The organism is Pseudolabrys sp., assembly GCF_035943735.1.
Taxonomy (GTDB): domain Bacteria; phylum Pseudomonadota; class Alphaproteobacteria; order Rhizobiales; family Xanthobacteraceae; genus Pseudolabrys.
Map to the genome: position 1 here is coordinate 36,656 of NZ_DASZBV010000019.1, position 15,437 is coordinate 52,092.

General features: G+C 67.1%; 16 protein-coding genes. 12 read left to right on the forward strand and 4 right to left on the reverse strand.

The window, feature by feature from the left end; all coding sequences use genetic code 11:
* Window positions 1-7: 7 nt before the first annotated feature.
* Window positions 8-535 carry a decarboxylase gene (locus VGV41_RS13075; protein WP_326864275.1) on the reverse strand — a complete coding sequence of 176 codons (528 nt, stop codon included), beginning with the start codon at window positions 533-535 and terminating at the stop codon, window positions 8-10.
* Window positions 536-796: 261 nt separating this feature from the next.
* Here VGV41_RS13075 and VGV41_RS13080 point away from each other — a divergent pair, with 261 nt between their 5' ends.
* From VGV41_RS13080 to VGV41_RS13120, 9 genes are all read left to right on the forward strand, one after another.
* Window positions 797-1,810, forward strand: coding sequence for a tripartite tricarboxylate transporter substrate binding protein (locus tag VGV41_RS13080; protein WP_326864276.1), 1,014 nt, complete (start codon window positions 797-799; stop codon window positions 1,808-1,810).
* 34 nt (window positions 1,811-1,844) lie between these two features.
* Window positions 1,845-2,966, forward strand: coding sequence for a mandelate racemase/muconate lactonizing enzyme family protein (locus VGV41_RS13085; protein WP_326864277.1), 1,122 nt, complete (start codon window positions 1,845-1,847; stop codon window positions 2,964-2,966).
* 100 nt (window positions 2,967-3,066) lie between these two features.
* Window positions 3,067-4,086 (forward strand): YihY/virulence factor BrkB family protein, encoded by a 1,020-nt coding sequence (locus VGV41_RS13090; protein WP_326864278.1) that lies wholly within the window; start codon window positions 3,067-3,069, stop codon window positions 4,084-4,086.
* Window positions 4,087-4,216: 130 nt separating this feature from the next.
* Complete coding sequence (locus VGV41_RS13095) at window positions 4,217-5,098, forward strand: NAD(P)-dependent oxidoreductase (RefSeq protein ID WP_326864279.1); 882 nt, start codon at window positions 4,217-4,219, stop codon at window positions 5,096-5,098.
* A complete protein-coding gene (locus VGV41_RS13100) occupies window positions 5,095-5,577 on the forward strand; it encodes a cupin domain-containing protein (protein ID WP_326864280.1) in 483 nt (160 codons plus the stop codon). Before VGV41_RS13095 ends, VGV41_RS13100 begins: the two co-directional genes overlap by 4 nt.
* The gene (locus tag VGV41_RS13105; protein ID WP_326864281.1) at window positions 5,574-5,858 is read left to right on the forward strand and encodes a DUF1330 domain-containing protein; all 285 of its coding nucleotides are present in this window, start codon (window positions 5,574-5,576) and stop codon (window positions 5,856-5,858) included. Before VGV41_RS13100 ends, VGV41_RS13105 begins: the two co-directional genes overlap by 4 nt.
* Window positions 5,855-6,562 carry a fumarylacetoacetate hydrolase family protein gene (locus VGV41_RS13110; protein WP_326864282.1) on the forward strand — a complete coding sequence of 236 codons (708 nt, stop codon included), beginning with the start codon at window positions 5,855-5,857 and terminating at the stop codon, window positions 6,560-6,562. The genes VGV41_RS13105 and VGV41_RS13110 overlap by 4 nt, the downstream gene beginning before the upstream one ends.
* A 76-nt stretch (window positions 6,563-6,638) precedes the next feature.
* On the forward strand, window positions 6,639-7,004 hold the full coding sequence (locus tag VGV41_RS13115; protein WP_326864283.1) for a carboxymuconolactone decarboxylase family protein: 366 nt from the start codon (window positions 6,639-6,641) through the stop codon (window positions 7,002-7,004).
* 151 nt (window positions 7,005-7,155) lie between these two features.
* The gene (locus VGV41_RS13120) at window positions 7,156-8,235 is read left to right on the forward strand and encodes an alkene reductase (RefSeq protein ID WP_326864284.1); all 1,080 of its coding nucleotides are present in this window, start codon (window positions 7,156-7,158) and stop codon (window positions 8,233-8,235) included.
* A 16-nt stretch (window positions 8,236-8,251) separates the two neighbouring features.
* Here the strand turns inward: VGV41_RS13120 and VGV41_RS13125 are convergent, their stop codons facing one another.
* Window positions 8,252-9,757, reverse strand: a complete 1,506-nt coding sequence (locus VGV41_RS13125; RefSeq protein WP_326864285.1) for a glucan biosynthesis protein — start codon at window positions 9,755-9,757, stop codon at window positions 8,252-8,254.
* 204 nt (window positions 9,758-9,961) lie between these two features.
* Here VGV41_RS13125 and tldD point away from each other — a divergent pair, with 204 nt between their 5' ends.
* Both tldD and lepB read left to right on the forward strand, forming a co-directional pair.
* Window positions 9,962-11,383: a metalloprotease TldD gene (tldD, locus tag VGV41_RS13130; RefSeq protein WP_326864286.1), complete on the forward strand. Its 1,422-nt coding sequence runs from the start codon at window positions 9,962-9,964 to the stop codon at window positions 11,381-11,383.
* Window positions 11,383-12,171, forward strand: a complete 789-nt coding sequence (gene lepB, locus VGV41_RS13135; protein ID WP_326864287.1) for a signal peptidase I — start codon at window positions 11,383-11,385, stop codon at window positions 12,169-12,171. Before tldD ends, lepB begins: the two co-directional genes overlap by 1 nt.
* Window positions 12,172-12,385: 214 nt before the next feature.
* Here the strand turns inward: lepB and VGV41_RS13140 are convergent, their stop codons facing one another.
* Complete coding sequence (locus tag VGV41_RS13140) at window positions 12,386-12,970, reverse strand: PAN domain-containing protein (RefSeq protein WP_326864288.1); 585 nt, start codon at window positions 12,968-12,970, stop codon at window positions 12,386-12,388.
* Window positions 12,971-13,133: 163 nt separating this feature from the next.
* Here VGV41_RS13140 and VGV41_RS13145 point away from each other — a divergent pair, with 163 nt between their 5' ends.
* A complete protein-coding gene (locus VGV41_RS13145) occupies window positions 13,134-14,789 on the forward strand; it encodes a glycosyltransferase family 39 protein (RefSeq protein ID WP_326864289.1) in 1,656 nt (551 codons plus the stop codon).
* A 109-nt stretch (window positions 14,790-14,898) separates the two neighbouring features.
* On the opposite strand, the gene VGV41_RS13150 is transcribed toward VGV41_RS13145, so the two are convergent.
* Window positions 14,899-15,246, reverse strand: coding sequence for a DUF1127 domain-containing protein (locus VGV41_RS13150; protein WP_326864290.1), 348 nt, complete (start codon window positions 15,244-15,246; stop codon window positions 14,899-14,901).
* Window positions 15,247-15,437 lie beyond the last annotated feature (191 nt).

Sequence of the window (15,437 nt, forward strand, 5' to 3'; positions counted from 1 at the left end):
GCGGGCCTCACGCGACGAAGACTTTGCCGCCGGTCAACAGCGGCGACAGGATGAAGGTGACCGGTGCCTGCGTGGCGAGGGCCTGCTTGATCGCGCGGTCGACGATGAAGGCGAGCTCGTCGTGCCGCGTGACGGTGTGCGTCTCGATGCCGAGCGAATCGAGCACCGGCCGCATGGTGCGGCAGACCAGCGCCTGGCCGAGATTGAACTCGCCGAGCGTGCCGCGCTCGGACACGAACATGATCGCCGGAATCTGCGACGGGCAGACCAGCGAGGCGATGGCGTTCGGGATGGTGCCGAAGCCGGAGGTCTGCATCAGCACCGCCGCGCGCAGGCCGCCCATCCAGGCGCCGGTGACGATGCCGATCGCCTCCTCCTCGCGCGTGCAGGGGAAGGTCGTGAAGAAGTCATCGGCGTGCAGCGCCTTGATCAGCGGCGTGAACACCCGGTCGGGCACATAAGGCACCAGCCTGACATCGTTCTTCTTGAGCGTCTCCAGCACCACCTGGTGCCAAGGCTTTTCCGTGTCTGTCATCACCACCAGAGCCAGTCTTGTTGCGCCGCTATGGGTGTCAGGGCGTCGTCGGGTAGCGCGACTGTAGGGGCCCGCTTTCCATTCGTGAAATTCATTGTCCCTATTTCTAGCATTCATCGCGCCAATGCCGAAAGGCGGGCCCCGTGCGCTCCGCGCGGTAAGTCAATGCGAAGTCCATTGATCCGCCGCGGCGCCCCGCCTACCCTGCCGCCGCGGCGACGACCACACAACAAGCCGATCATTCGGGGGAGAAACACCACAATGACTGAACGCAAGACATTCGCGCCGTCGCGCCGGCGCGTCATCAAGAGCATCGGCGTCCTTGCCGCCGGGGTCACCGCACCGGCGGTATTGATGGGCCGCTCGGCGCTGGCCGCCTATCCGGACCGGCCGGTGAAGATCGTCGTCGCCAACACGCCCGGCGGCCCGTCCGACCTCGTCGGCCGCGTCGTCGCCGCGGCGCTGCAGGAATCCACCGGCAAGACCTTCATCATCGAGAACCGCGGCGGCGCCGGCGGCAACATCGGCATGGGCTACGTCGCGCATTCCGAGCCGGACGGCTACACCTACCTGCTCGCGACCAGCGCCTTCTCGGTCAACGTCGGTCTTTACAATCACCTGCCCTTCGATCCGATGAAGGACTTCGTCGCCGTCAGCGAGCTTGCCGGCGTGCCGAACATCTTCGTCGTGCGCAAGGAATCGCCGGCGAAATCGATGAAGCAGTTCGTCGACATCGCGGGCAAGAGCCCCGACAAATACAACGTCTCGGTGCCGCCGATCGGCACGACGCCGCAACTGCAAGCGACGCTGCTGAAGGTGCGCGCCAACCTGCCGAAGCTGGAAGAGGTCGTGTTCAAGGGCGGCGGCGACGCGCTGCAGGCGCTGCTGACCAGCACGGTGCAGATCGCCTCGAACTCGCTCGGCCCGGCCTCGCCGCATATCCGCGCCGGCACGATCCGCGGTCTCGCGCTGTGCGCCGATGAGCGCTGGCCGGACTTCCCCGACATGCCGACGATGGCAGAGGCGGGCTTCAAGGACTTCGTCTTCGCCACCGACATGGCGCTTCTGGCGCCGGCGAAGACACCGCCGGATCACGTGAAGTGGCTGGAGGCCGCGACGCTGAAGGTGCTGTCGTCGCCGCAGATGAAGGAGAAGCTTTTCAAGGCCGGCTTCCTGGTGCGGCCGAAAGGCGGCGCTGCGGCGTGGACGCGCATGACCAAGGAGATGACGACCTTCAAGACCATCATCGACACGGCGCACATCACGAAGCTCTGAGCCGGCTCGACGGCGAAGCGGTTCGAAAGCCCTCATGCAAATCAAGTCGATCGAACCCTTCGCCGTCAGCCTGCCGATGAAGAAGCCCGTCATCATGGCGGGCGAGGAAGTGCGCCGCGCCGACAACGTGCTGGTGCGCATCGTCGCCGCCGACGGCGCCGAGGGCTGGGGCGAGGCGGCGTCGGCGCCGGTAATGACCGGCGAGACGCTGGAGAGCATCGTCACCGCCGTGCACTATCTCACACCGGTGCTGCGCGGCCGCGATCCGCGCGACATCGACGGCGCGCTCGCCGCCATGGACGGGCGCATGTACGGCAATCACGGCGCCAAGGCCGCGATCGAGATCGCACTGCACGACCTCGCCGGCCACGCCGCCGCGACGCCGGTGCACGCGCTGCTCGGGCAGAAAGTGCGCCAGCGCATGCCGCTGCTCGGCGTCATCGGCGGCGGCGATCTCGGCGGCGATCTCGTCGACGCCGGCAAGAAGAAGACGGAGGGCTTCACCGCCTTCAAGATCAAGGTCGGCATCGATACGCCGGACAAGGACGCGGCGCGCACGCGCGCGATCTGCGACGTGCTCGGCCGCGACGCGCTGATCTCCGCCGACGCCAACCAGGGCTTCAGCCGCGCCGGCGCACTCGATTATGTACACGCGGTCGATGGCTCGGGCTTGGGCTTCTTCGAGCAGCCGGTGATGGCCGACGATCTCGATGCGATGGCGGAGATCGCGGCGGCGACGTCGATCGCCATCGGCGCCGACGAAGGGATCCATTCGCTCGCGGACATCCGCCGTCATCACGACCGCAAGGCGGCGCGCGGCGTCAGCCTCAAGGCGATCAAGCTCGGCGGCGTGCGCGCGCTGACCGAAGCGGGCCGGCTGTGCGGCGCGCTCGGCATGCACGTCAACATCTCCTGCAAGACCGGCGAATCGAGCGTCGCCTGCGCCGCCGCGCTGCATGCGGCGGCGGTGATCCCGAACCTCGACTGGGCGCTGACGCTGACGCATACGGCGCTCGGCGAGGACATCACCGCCGCGCCCATCGCCACCGCGCGCGGCCATGTCGAGGCGCTCGACGCGCCGGGGCTCGGCGTCAGCGTCGATCTCGACCGTGTGCAACGTCACCGCGTAGCGATCGCAGTGCGCGCGATCGCGTGACCGCGGCGCGACGGAACAGCCGACAGGCCATGACGTTGATCCGGCACAGCCGGAGCGGGATGCCGCCCGGCTTTAGCCGTCGCGTCATCAGGGAGCCTTCATGTCGAGCGCCGACCGCGCGATCCGCCAGCCGCACCGGCGGCCGTCGCTGTCGTCGCTCCTCCTGAGCGGCGCTCTGTACTGGGCTGGCTTCCGCCGCCGGCGAGGCGAGGCCGCGGTCTGCCCGCCGCGGCGCGACGGACCCGCGACGTCCCGCCCCGCGCCGTTTACCGCGGTGCGCGACCAGCCGCATTCGGCGCGCGACGTCGCCTCGCACATCTGGACCAATATCGGCTGCCACCGCGTGCTGGCGATCGCCGCCGGCGTGACCTTCTATGCGCTGCTGGCGATCTTCCCCGCCATCGCCGCCATCGTCGCCCTCTACGGCCTGTTCGCCGACACGCACACCATCGTCACGCAGGTGAACAGCATGGCCGGCGTGTTGCCCGGCGGCGCCATCGCCGTCATCGGCGACCAGGTCGGGCGCATCGTGTCGCGCCCCAGTTCCTCGCTCGGCTTCACGTTCATCGTCAGCCTGCTCATCTCGCTGTGGAGCGCCAACGCCGGCATGAAGGCGATGTTCGACGCCCTCAACGTCGTCTACAACGCCGAGGAGCGCCGCAGCTTCATCAAGCTCAACGCCGTCTCGGTGGCCTTTACGCTCGCGGCCATCGCGCTGCTGCTGGCGGCGATGGCCAGCGTCGTGGTCGTCCCGATCGTCCTCAACGCGCTGCCAATGGAGTCGCTGATCGCGCCGGCGCTCGGCTACACGCGCTGGCCGCTGCTCTTGATCCTGATCGGGCTGGGCCTGTCGGTGATCTACCGCTTTGGGCCCGACCGCGAGCATGCGCAATGGCGCTGGATCAGCTGGGGTAGCGCCCTCGCGGCGATCGCCTGGCTGGCGGCGTCGCTTTTGTTCTCCTGGTACGCAGCGAATTTCGGCAGCTACAACGAGACCTACGGCTCGCTCGGCGCGGTCATCGGCTTCATGACCTGGATGTGGCTGTCGAGCATCGTCGTCCTGCTCGGCGCCGAGATCGACGCGGTCATGGAGCGATGGGATCGCGGCAGCGCGCACTGAACGGGGACGCAGCCCACCTTGCGGGTCGTCGCGCCGCGCGCCTCGGGGAAATCGATTGCCGCACCTTGCCGCCGCTGCTTAGATGCGCCTCCCGGAGATCCGCCGCGGCGCGCTTTCGACAGGAATTGACATGGATTTGGGATTCATCGGCCTCGGGGCGATGGGACAACTCATCGTTCCGCGCCTGATGGCCGCGGGACACGCGGTGACCGGCTGGAACCGGTCGCGCGACAAGGCGGATGACTTGATCGCGCAGGGCATGCGCTGGGCCGATACGCCGCGCGCCGTCGCGGCCAAATCCGAGATCGTGTTCTCCATCGTCACCGACGCCAAGGCGGTGCGCGCCTGCGCGCTCGGGCCCGACGGCGTCGTCGCCGGCATCAAGCGCGGCGGCATCTACATCGACATGAGCACGATCGAGCCGGACGAGAGCCGCGCGATCGCCGCCGAGTTCGACAAGGCCGGCGCCGTCATGCTCGACGGCCCCCTCTCCGGCTCGCCGGTCACGGTGAAGGCGGGACAGGCCTCGGTCATGATCGGCGGCGACGAGGCGGCGTTCGAACGCGCCAGGCCGGTGCTGCTGGCGATCGGGCCGAAGGTGACGCGCATCGGTAGCAACGGCCTCGCCTGCCAGATGAAGATCGCGGTGAACCTGCTGCTGATGGTCGAGGTGATCGCCTTCGGCGAAGCGGTGGCGTTGGCCGAGAAGGGCGGCGTGAGCCGCGAGTCGGCGGTCGACGCCATCCTGAAGAGTGTCGCCGCCTCGCCCGTGCTCGGCTATCGCGGACCGTTCATCCTCGAGGGCAAGATGCCCGAGGTGCCGCTCGCCGACGTGACGCTGCAGCAGAAGGACATGATGCTGGCGCTCAATCTTGGCCGGCGGCTGGGGAGCCCGGTGCCGTTGGCAGCGGCAGCGAATGAAATGATGAATGCGTGCCGCGGCCTCGGCATCGACGGCAACGATTTCGTGGTCGCGCATCAAGTGTATCGCCGTCTGGGAGGACAAGAATGACATCGCAGGGAGAGAAGTTCGGCGCCGCTCTGGCGAAAGCGGTGAAGGGCACCGCCGCCGCCATGAAGGGCAAGGATCCGGTGATGTACATCACCAACCTCAACGACGTGCCGAAGGTCGAAGGCCTCAAGCGCGACGACGGCTGGGTCGATATGCAGGTCCAGTTCCTGATCGACAAGAAATCGGCCGGCGCCAACCACGTCGTCGGCTGGACCGTGCTCAAGCCCGGCGCGCGGCACGAGAATCATCGCCATCATAACTGCGACGAGTTCTTCGTCGTATTGAAGGGCCATGGCCACATCTATACCGACCACGGCGACACGCCATCGAAGGAAGGCGACGTCGTCTATTCGCCGCGCGGCTGCTGGCATGGCTTCAATAACACCTCGAACGAGGACGTCGTGCTGGTCTGGGGCTGGATGGGCGCCGGCTCGATCGAGGATTCCGGCTACGAGGTGCATCCGGAGAGTCATAAGTGACCGCCTATTACATCGGTCAACACGAGATCGACGACGAGTCAGCCTTTGCCGACTATCTCGAGCAGACGATACCGTTCATTGAAAAGCACGGCGGCCGCTATCTCACGCAAGGCGGCACGCACGAGATGCTCGAAGGCCGAAGACCGAGCCGCGTCGTGGTCGTCGAATTTCCCAGCAAGCAGGCGATCAAGGATTGGTACAACGACCCCGGCTACCGGCCGCTGATTCCGAAGCGGCATGCGGTGACGTGCAGCACGATGATCGCGATTGAGGGCAAATGAACCCCTGGGACCATCCGCTCATCACCAAGGGCATGACCACGCAGTTGGCGACGCGGCGGGCGCGCATCGCCGCCGGCGAGACGCCGCTCGGCTGGAAGGTCGGCCTCGGCTCGCCGACGAGCCTCGAGAAGCTCGGCATTGCCGCGCCGGCGATCGGCTATCTGATGCAGGGCGCGCAATTGCCATCCGGCGCGACGGTGTCGTTCAAGGGCTACGTCCGGCCGGTGGCGGAGATCGAGATCGCGGTGCGCATGGCGCGCGATCTCGAAGGCGACGCCACCGCCGCCGATGCGCTCGCGGCCATCGACAACATCCGGCCGGCGATCGAGATCGCCGATCTCGACCTTGTGCCGGCGCCGGACAATCTCGACGCCGTGCTGGCGCGCAACATCTTCCAGCGGCACGTGCTGCTCGGCGAGAACAGCCGCGCCGGCGGGGCGCTCGACGGCATCGTCTCGCGCCTCATCCGCCGCGGCGTCGAGGCGAACAACACGTCCGATCCGGAAGCGCTGACCGGCAAGCTCATGGAGACCGTCGCGCATGTCGCCAATACGCTCGCCGCCTTTGGCGAGACGCTGTCGGCCGGCGACATCATCATCACCGGCTCGATCACGCCGCCCTTGGTGATCGAGGGCGACGAGACCGCGCTCACGCACGCGCTCGATCCGATTGGCGAGGTGAGCGTCGGCTTCCGCCTCGACTAGTTCGGCCTTGATCGAGGTCAACGGACGTCTCCGGCGGCGCGGCTAGAGTGGCCATGTCGCGACGGAGGACCTTCCGATGATCAAGCAATGGCCAGAGACAACCGACGAGATCAAGGCGCTGATGCGTACGCTGCGCGGCGACACGCCCAACGTCATGAAGGCGTTCTCCGGACTGGCGCAGGCGGCTTTGGCGCCGCAAGCGCTCGACTGCAAGACGAAGGAGCTGATCGCGCTCGGTATCTCGGTGGCGATCCGCTGCGACGACTGCATCGGCTTCCACGTCAAGGCGGCGCTGGATCAAGGCGCCACGCGCGAGGAGATCGTCGAGGCGCTCGGTATGGCGGTGTACCTGGGCGCCGGCCCGGCGGTGATGTACGCGACGCACGCGCTCGACGCATTCGAGCAATTCCAGAATGCATCGCAGGCGAGCACCGCGGCCTGACCATACGCGCACACCGCAGAACAGTCGCTACTTGTTCCGCCCTGCTCCGTCTTTGGTCGGGCTCAAAAAGTATACCGCTTGCGCTGCCCCGTCGGTGCGCCCATGTCCGGCCCGACAGCGTCCTTTCGACGGCATCCTCGCGGAGACTTCCATGTCACTCCTGTTTTCCAAGGCCCAGCTCGGCCCGCTTACGCTGCAGAACCATCTCGTCATCGCGCCAATGACGCGCAGTCGCGCCACCAACAACGTCCCGAACGACCTGATGGTGGAGTACTACGTGCAGCGCGGCTCGGCCGGGCTGATCGTCACCGAGGGAACCTCGCCGTCGCCGAACGGGCTCGGCTATCCGCGCATTCCCGGCATTTTCTCCGAGGCGCAGGTCGCCGGCTGGAAGAAGATCACCGACGCAGTCCATGCGCGCGGCGCGAAGATCTTCGTGCAGCTGATGCACACCGGCCGCATCACGCATCCGCTCAACCTGCCGCAGGGCGGCGAGGTGGTGGCGCCGTCGGCGGTCAAGGCGGCGGGCCAGATGTATACCGATGCCGAGGGCATGAAGGACTTCGTCACGCCGCGCGCGATGAGCGAGGCCGACATCAAGCATGCCGTCGCCGAGTTTACGCAGGCCGCAAAGAACGCGGTCGCCGCCGGCTTCGACGGCATCGAACTGCATGGCGCCAACGGCTACCTGCTCGAGCAGTTCATCCGGCCGAACTCCAACAAGCGCACCGATAAATACGGCGGCTCCATCGAGAACCGTGCGCGCTTCGTGCTCGAAGTGGTCGCAGCCACCTGCGCCGCCATCGGCAAGGACAGGGTCGGCATCCGCTTGTCGCCGTTCGGCGTGTTCAACGACATGCCCGACTATCCGGAGATGCTCGCCGATTACAGCTATCTCGCGGAAGCGCTCGACAGGACCGGGCTGCTCTACGTGCATCTCGTCGACCACAGCGCAAGCGGCGCACCGCCGGTGCCGGACGACATCAAGGCGCTCTACCGCAAGACGTTCAAGCGCACCCTGATCCTGTCGGGCGGCTACGACGCCGCGCGCGCCGAAGCCGACCTCAAGGCCGGCAAAGCCGATCTGATCGCGGTCGGGCGGCCCTTTCTCGCCAACCCGGACCTGATCGAGCGCTGGAAGGAAGGCGCTGCCGAGAACGCGCCGGACATGGCGACGTTCTACACGCCGGGGCCGAAGGGCTACACCGACTATCCGGCGCTCAGCGGCTGAGCGCGGCGGCCGACGATCACGGATAGAACTGATAAAGCCACGTCTCGCTCAGCGTCTCGTCGCCGAGTTTGAGATAGCAGCGCATGTCGAGCGGCTCCTTGCCCTCGAGGACGATATCGAAGAAGCCACGCCAGCGGTTGGTATCGACGACCTTGATCGTGTACGGGTTGATGACCTTGCCGCGAGACAACGTCACCACCGGCTTGATGTCGTAGCGCGGTGCCATCTCCTCCATCGGCCCGCCTTCGAAGTCGATGACGAACTTCCACTCGTTCGGCGGCGGCGGCTGCCCCGGCACGCCGCCGCGGCCGATGCGCGTCGCCACCACGCGCGCCAGATTGGGCGGATGCGGCTCCGCGTCCTGCCAATAGAGGCGGTAGTCGAGCGAGAGACTATCGCCGGCTTTCACCGGCTTCTTCGGCGTCCAGTAGGCGACGACGTTGTCGTGGATCTCGTCGTCGGTCGGAATCTCGACGAGCTCCACGGCACCCTCGCCCCATTGTCCGACAGGCTCGACCCAGACGCTCGGCCGCCGGTTATAGAAGGCGCCGTCGTCCTGGTAGTCGTTAAAGTCATGGTCGCGCTGCAAGAGCCCGAAGCCCTTCGGATCGACGTCGATGAAGGAATTGGTCAGCACCGAGGGCGGATCGATCAGCGGCCGCCAGATGCGCTCGCCCTTGCCGGTCCACAGCGCGAGGCCGTCGCAGTCGTGCACCTCGGGACGCCAGTCGATGGCGCGGCGGCGGTCGTTCTCGCCGTACCAGTACATGCTGGTGAGCGGCGCAAAGCCAAGCCGCGGCACGTCGGTGCGCGCGAACAGATCGACATGCACGGTCATGACGACGGCGGCGTCGCCGCGCCGCGCGTCGAAGCGATAGGCGCCAGTGACGCTTGGTCCTTCGAGCAGGGCATAGATGGTGACGATGTCCGGAGCGCCGGTCTCCATCAGCCAGAATTGCGAGAAGCGCGGAAACTCCTCCGGCTGCGGCAGCGCCGTGTTCACGGCGATGCCGCGCGCCGAGGTGCCGTACTGCCCGCGCGGACCGGAACTGCGGAAATAGCTGGCGCCCTGGAAGGCCAGCCAGTCGGTTTCGCTCGCGCGCGAATTCATGACGCGGAAGCCGGAGAAGCCGAGATCGTTCGGCAGCCGCGCGGCGAACGCCGGATCGCCGTAGGCGAAGCAATCCTTGCTGAACAATACGCGCCGCGCTTTGCCCTTCTCGACCGCGTGCACGTCGACGGGAAGATAGTTGAATTTGTCGAGATGGAAGAAGCGCGCCGGCAGCGAGCCGGGCCCGTCCTTCCACAACGCACATTCGGCGCGAAATTTGATTTTCTGGATGGCGTCGAAGTCGATGCCCTGCACGAGGATCGGCACCGGCGCGCGCGGCGCGGCGTAGGGCTGGGCGGCCAGCGCCTGCGCCCGCTGGCGCAGCGCGTCGGGATCGAACGGCTGCGGCGGACCGAGCTGCAGGCCGTTGGCGGCGGCCGCCCCGCCATTGCTCGTCACGGCCGCGAGCACTGAGGTCAGGCCGAAGCCAAGAACATATCGGCGATTGATCGGAATGACGAGCTCCCCTGCCGCGCCCCCGGACGGGCGTTTAAGCGCGGGTGGGGACACTTGGTTCCGCGCGGCGCGGGCTCCCGGCCGCCTGCCCTCGCCAAAAGGCCACAGACGTCCTATCTGATGCAGCGAGGGCACATTCCCGCCGGGAGCAAAATACCAATGGATCCAGCGATCTCGTCCCTGATCGACAGGGCCGGTCTCGACCGCGGCAAAGTCCGTCAGTTGGTCGGCCACGGGCTGGAAGGGGCCGACGACGGCGAGTTCTTCCTCGAATACCGCCAGGCCGAGGTGCTGGTGTTCGACAACGGGCGCCTGAAGCAGGCGACCTACGACACGGCACAGGGCTTCGGCCTGCGCGCGGTCAAGGACGAAGCGGTCGGCTACGCTCACGCCTCCGACATGTCGGAAGCGGCACTGGCGCGCGCCGCCGAGGCTGTTCGCGCCGTCAAGGGCGGCTATTCCGGCAGCTATGCCGATGCGCCCGGCCGCACCAACCGCAAGCTCTACGGCGACGCAAACCCGCTCGCGCAGCCGGCGTTCGACGCCAAGGTGAAGCTGCTCGGCGAGATCGACGCTTATGCGCGCGCCAAGGACCCGCGCGTGCGGCAGGTGTCGGCGAGCATCGCCGCGACCTGGCAGGTCGTCGAAATCCTGCGCACCGACGGCGAGATCTATCGCGACATCCGGCCGCTGGTGCGGCTGAGCGTCTCCGTCGTCACCGGCGACGGCGACCGGCAGGAGACCGGCTCGTTCGGCTTCGGCGGCCGCGAGGGTTACGAACGTTTCATCACCACGCACTCCTGGCAGGGTGCGGTCGACGAGGCCGTGCGTCAGGCGCTGGTCAATCTCGAGGCGGTGCCGGCACCAGCCGGCGAGATGGACGTGGTGCTCGGCGCCGGCTGGCCCGGCGTCATGCTGCACGAGGCCGTCGGCCACGGACTCGAGGGCGACTTCAACCGCAAGAAGACGTCTGCTTTTGCCGGCCTGATGGGCAAGCAGGTGGCCGCCAAGGGCGTCACCGTCGTCGACGACGGCACGATGAATTCGCGCCGCGGTTCTCTGTCCATCGACGACGAAGGCACGCCGACCAATCGCACCGTGCTGATCGAGGACGGCATTCTCGTCGGTTACATGCAGGACCGGCAGAACGCGCGGCTGATGGGCATGAAGCCGACCGGCAACGGCCGGCGCGAAAGCCACGCGCATGTGCCGATGCCACGCATGACAAACACCTACATGCTCGCAGGCAACACGCCGCGCGAAGAGATCATCGCCTCGGTGAAGAACGGCCTCTATGCCGTGAACTTCGGCGGCGGCCAGGTCGACATCACCTCGGGCAAGTACGTGTTCCAGTGCACGGAGGCCTACAAGATCGAGAACGGCAAGGTGACGGCGCCGGTGAAGGGCGCCATGCTGATCGGCAATGGGCCGACCGATCTCAACCGGATCACGATGATCGGCAATGACTTCGCGCTCGATCCCGGCATCGGCACCTGCGGCAAGAACGGCCAGGGTGTGCCGGTCGGCGTCGGCCAGCCGAGCTTGCGCATGGACAAGATCACCGTCGGAGGCACGGCCTGATGGCGACGAGCGAAAATCGCGCCGACAAGAGCGCCAAGACAGACGGCTCCGCCCGCGGCTGGGGCAAGGCCATCCTCGACATCGTCGGCATCGTGCTGGTGGTGATGGTGGCGAAGACCGCCATCGCCGAACCGTTCTACGTGCCGTCCGGCTCCATGGAGCCAACGCTGCAGATCGGCGACGAGTTGCTCGCGACCAAATACCCTTACGGCTACAGCACCGCCTCCCTGCCCGGCTTCGTGACGCTGCCGAACAGCAACCGCATCTTCGGCGAACTGCCCAAGCACGGCGACGTCGTCGTCTTCCGCTGGCCGGGCGATCGCTCGCAGGTATGGGTGAAGCGTGTCATCGGTCTGCCCGGCGACAAGGTCGCGCTGCATGACGGCCGCGTCATCATCAACGGCGCGCCGGTCGGCATGACGCCGGACGGCACCGGCAAGGTCGAGAGCGAGGACGGCTCGCGCACCAGCGCGGCGCGCTACATCGAAACGCTGCCGGGCGGCCGCAAGCACGTGATCTTCAAGCTCACGCCGTTCGAGCCGCTCGACAACATGGCGGAGACGACGATCCCGCCCGGGCACCTGTTCGTCATGGGCGACAACCGCGACAACTCCGCCGACAGCCGCGTGCCCTTGCGCGACGGCGGCGTCGGCATGCTGCCGGTCGACGATCTCGTCGGCCGCGTCGACGCGGTGGTCGGTTCGTGGGATCTGGGCATGAAACACCAGCCGATCTGGACCTGGCCGCAGGGCTTGCGGCTGTCGCGATTCTTCACCGCGGTTCATTAGTTTTCAGGATGACTCGCAGCCGTCTGCGGATGCCGGCACTCCGGCATCCGCTTACTCATCGTCCGCCAGCGGCTCATTTGGCTACGGTCGCGACCTGGGCGGGCATACCCGGATCGACTACGACGTCGCCGGCGTTCGCTGCAGCATCACCGCGAGGCTTTGATTGGATTGCTGCGCGCGCGCCTGAGGGCGACGGTTTCAGCGCGACACGCGCCTAGCGCACCACGCCGGAGATGCAGCACGGTTTCTTGCGCGGGCGCGTGATCTTGTCCTTGAGGAAGCAGCGCGCGGCGGCGCTGCCGTAGCCGGGGCGCACATAGGTCCAGGCGCGGCACTTGGCGTCGCCGGTACAGGCGGCCCGGCACGGCTCGCCGGCGGGATCGGGCGCCGGCATGTCCACGCTGCGATAGTCGCCGCCGGTGCGGTCGATCGAATATTCGACGGCGCCGCGCGTCGGCTCGATCACCCCGGCGCCGCGTACGCCGGAGACGCAGCAGGCATCCTCCGTCCGCGGCACCACCTTGTTCTTGAGGCCGCAACTGGCCAGCGTGCTGCGGGTGCGCGGATAGGAAAAACTCCACGCGCGGCAGCGGGCGTCGCGCTCGCAGCGGGCCGCGCACACGGCGGGGTCGCCCGATTTGACGTCGAAGTGCAGGTAATCGCCGCCATGGCGGTCGTAGCCCAACTGCGCCTGGGCGGCACAGGAAAGCGCAAACAGCGCCAGCGCAGCCACTACCCCGAAACGTAAGCCCATTGCGCTGCCTGACGTTCGATGACCGAGCGCCGTCCCCGGCGGCATGATAGCGCACCCGACCCGTTTTTTGCAGATGCCGCATGACAGAAACGAGCCGGCGGGTCAAAATCCTGCGCCACTGATGGAGGATTGCCGGGGGGCGCCCGCTTCGATTGCCGCCGATGGCCGCTCGGCCAGCGCAGCCGGTGTACCGCCTTCATTTGTCGTGATGCTGCCGGGACAAACGACCCACCCACTTTCGGCGCGCCTGCGCGCCCGCCTTGGCGCGGTCTCCGCCTATGACGCGGCGACCGTCGTGCTGCTGCTTGCGCTCGTGGTCCTCGTCTTTGTCACCTATCAGTCCTATGCGGTGTCCAACGACGAGCCGGTGCAGCAGCACTACGGCACGCTGATCCTCGATTACTTCCGCAGCGGCTTCACCGACCGGTCGCTGTTTCACTACGTCAATCTCTATCTGTACGGCGGGCTCTTCGACATCTTCGCCAACCTGCTGGAAAAGCTATTCCCGTCCGCCGACCTCTACGATGTCCGCCATATCTTCTGCGCGCTGATCGGCATCGGCGGCATCGGCGGCGCCTGGGCCACCGCCCGCCTCGTCTCCGGTCCGCGCGCGGGCGCCATCGCGGCTTTCTCGCTGGCGACCTGCGGGCCGTGGTACGGCGCGATGTTCAACCACACCAAGGACATTCCCTTCGCCGCGGCGATGATCGGGGCTGCCTACTTCCTGCTGCGCGCGACGCGCGAACTGCCGCGGCCCGGCCGCACGGCAGTGTTCGGCTTCGGCCTCCTGCTCGGCGCCGCGCTCGGCATCCGCGTGCTCGGCCTGCTGCTCGTCGGCTATGCCGGTCTCGCCATCCTCAGTCACATGCCGGCGCGCAAGGCCGAGCCGATGCGCGATCAGCTCACCTTCTTCGCGCAATCGGTGATCGCTCTGACGCCCGCCTTCCTGATTGGCTATGTGCTGATGACCTTTGCCTGGCCATGGTCGGCGCTGGCGCCGCTCAATCCGGTGCGCGGGCTCGTCGATTTCGGCGAGTTCAACTATCACATCAGCACGCTGCTCGACGGCCACATCTACCAGATGGGCAACGTGCCGCGCTGGTACGTGCCGCTCTATCTGCTGATCAAGCTGCCGCTGCTCATTCTCGCCGGCACGCTCCTGGCGCTGCCGGTGCTGCGGAAGCCGGCGGCCGACGCGCCGCGCTCTTGGCGCCGCAGTGAGACGGGCCTGCTCATGTTCATGGCCGTGTTTCCCGTGCTGTGCGAGGTGGTCGACCGCGGCCCCGCCTTCACCGGCATACGGCATTTCCTCTTCGTCGTTCCGCTCTTCGCCGTGCTCGCCGGCATCGGCATCGACTGGCTGATCGGCAGACTCGCGCAGCGGCAAACCTTGATCGCCGCCGCCGCCGGCGCCGTCGTCGTCGCGCTCCTCATCTCCAACGCGGTGCTGCTCGTCGAGCTGCATCCGTACCAGTACCTCTACTACAATCCGCTGGTCGGCGGCCTCGAAGGCGCGTCGCGCCGCTTCGCCACCGATTACTGGGTCGACATCATGCCGGAGGCGGTCGACGATCTCGAAGCCTATGTCGCCGAGCTCGACGGTCCGCAGAAGGGCGAGCATCGCTACACGGTCGCGGTGTGCGGCCAGCGCGAATCGTTCGAGGACGAAGCGCACGGCGATCCCAGCCTGCAATGGGTCGACGACTGGAGCAAAGCCGACTTCTTCATCGCGCCGACGCACATGAATTGCGATCGCGCGCTCGACGGCCGTGTCGTCGCCAGCATCTCGCGCCTCGGCGTGCTGATCGGCGTGGTCAAGGACCGGCGCGCGCTCGTGCGGCACAGCGAGGTGCACACAAAATGAAGCGCCCGTCGGAGGGGCCGACGGGCGCTGGATCCGGCCGCGAGAGGGGATGTTCGCAGATCTCCCGGATCAGAACGGCCGATGAGAGGGGTCGGCCGTTTTCTTGAATTCAGATCGAATGCCGCGCCGACCGGTCCGTACGCGGACGCTGGAACGACTGCCCGACCTCGTCGCGCATCAGCGCGCTATTCCAGCGGCGTTCGATCGCGCGCTCGCGCAGCAGCGCGGTCGGATCCTCCCAGAACGGCTCGGAGAAGGCGTCGCGCAGGTCGGAGCGGCTGATGCCGATGTCGGCGAGCATGCGGCGATCGAGACGGGCGAGCGCGGCGGCATCGCGGCGATGGCGGCGCGCGCGGGCGAACCGTTTGGCGCCGGACGTCATCGTCGACAGGCCCCAGACGAAGGCGCGCAGCAGCGTGCCTCCGGCCACGGGGATGACGGGATATTGCGCGCTCATCTTCAGTCTCCTTGCGGTGTGCCGGGCGCCCTTGCCGATCTACGGCGCCAGGGATGCCGAACCCACCCGAAAGCCCCACCCGATTCCGGTGGGACAGCCACCATGCGGCCCCGGTATTGATTAGTGAAACGAATGTTTTTAATCTGATCGATAAAGCTTGCTGATAGACGATCCGCCCGGTTGAAAAACCT

Excerpts from the sequence above, each read along its gene's own strand:
- VGV41_RS13140 (WP_326864288.1), bottom strand. The coding sequence starts at position 12,970 with ATGCCGCCGGGGACGGCGCTCGGTCATCGAACGTCAGGCAGCGCAATG.
- VGV41_RS13075 (WP_326864275.1), bottom strand. The coding sequence starts at position 535 with ATGACAGACACGGAAAAGCCTTGGCACCAGGTGGTGCTGGAGACGCTC.
- lepB (WP_326864287.1), top strand. The coding sequence starts at position 11,383 with ATGGCGACGAGCGAAAATCGCGCCGACAAGAGCGCCAAGACAGACGGC.
- VGV41_RS13120 (WP_326864284.1), top strand. The coding sequence starts at position 7,156 with ATGTCACTCCTGTTTTCCAAGGCCCAGCTCGGCCCGCTTACGCTGCAG.
- VGV41_RS13145 (WP_326864289.1), top strand. The coding sequence starts at position 13,134 with ATGCTGCCGGGACAAACGACCCACCCACTTTCGGCGCGCCTGCGCGCC.
- VGV41_RS13090 (WP_326864278.1), top strand. The coding sequence starts at position 3,067 with ATGTCGAGCGCCGACCGCGCGATCCGCCAGCCGCACCGGCGGCCGTCG.
- VGV41_RS13150 (WP_326864290.1), bottom strand. The coding sequence starts at position 15,246 with ATGAGCGCGCAATATCCCGTCATCCCCGTGGCCGGAGGCACGCTGCTG.
- VGV41_RS13080 (WP_326864276.1), top strand. The coding sequence starts at position 797 with ATGACTGAACGCAAGACATTCGCGCCGTCGCGCCGGCGCGTCATCAAG.
- VGV41_RS13085 (WP_326864277.1), top strand. The coding sequence starts at position 1,845 with ATGCAAATCAAGTCGATCGAACCCTTCGCCGTCAGCCTGCCGATGAAG.
- VGV41_RS13115 (WP_326864283.1), top strand. The coding sequence starts at position 6,639 with ATGATCAAGCAATGGCCAGAGACAACCGACGAGATCAAGGCGCTGATG.
- tldD (WP_326864286.1), top strand. The coding sequence starts at position 9,962 with ATGGATCCAGCGATCTCGTCCCTGATCGACAGGGCCGGTCTCGACCGC.
- VGV41_RS13110 (WP_326864282.1), top strand. The coding sequence starts at position 5,855 with ATGAACCCCTGGGACCATCCGCTCATCACCAAGGGCATGACCACGCAG.
- VGV41_RS13100 (WP_326864280.1), top strand. The coding sequence starts at position 5,095 with ATGACATCGCAGGGAGAGAAGTTCGGCGCCGCTCTGGCGAAAGCGGTG.
- VGV41_RS13095 (WP_326864279.1), top strand. The coding sequence starts at position 4,217 with ATGGATTTGGGATTCATCGGCCTCGGGGCGATGGGACAACTCATCGTT.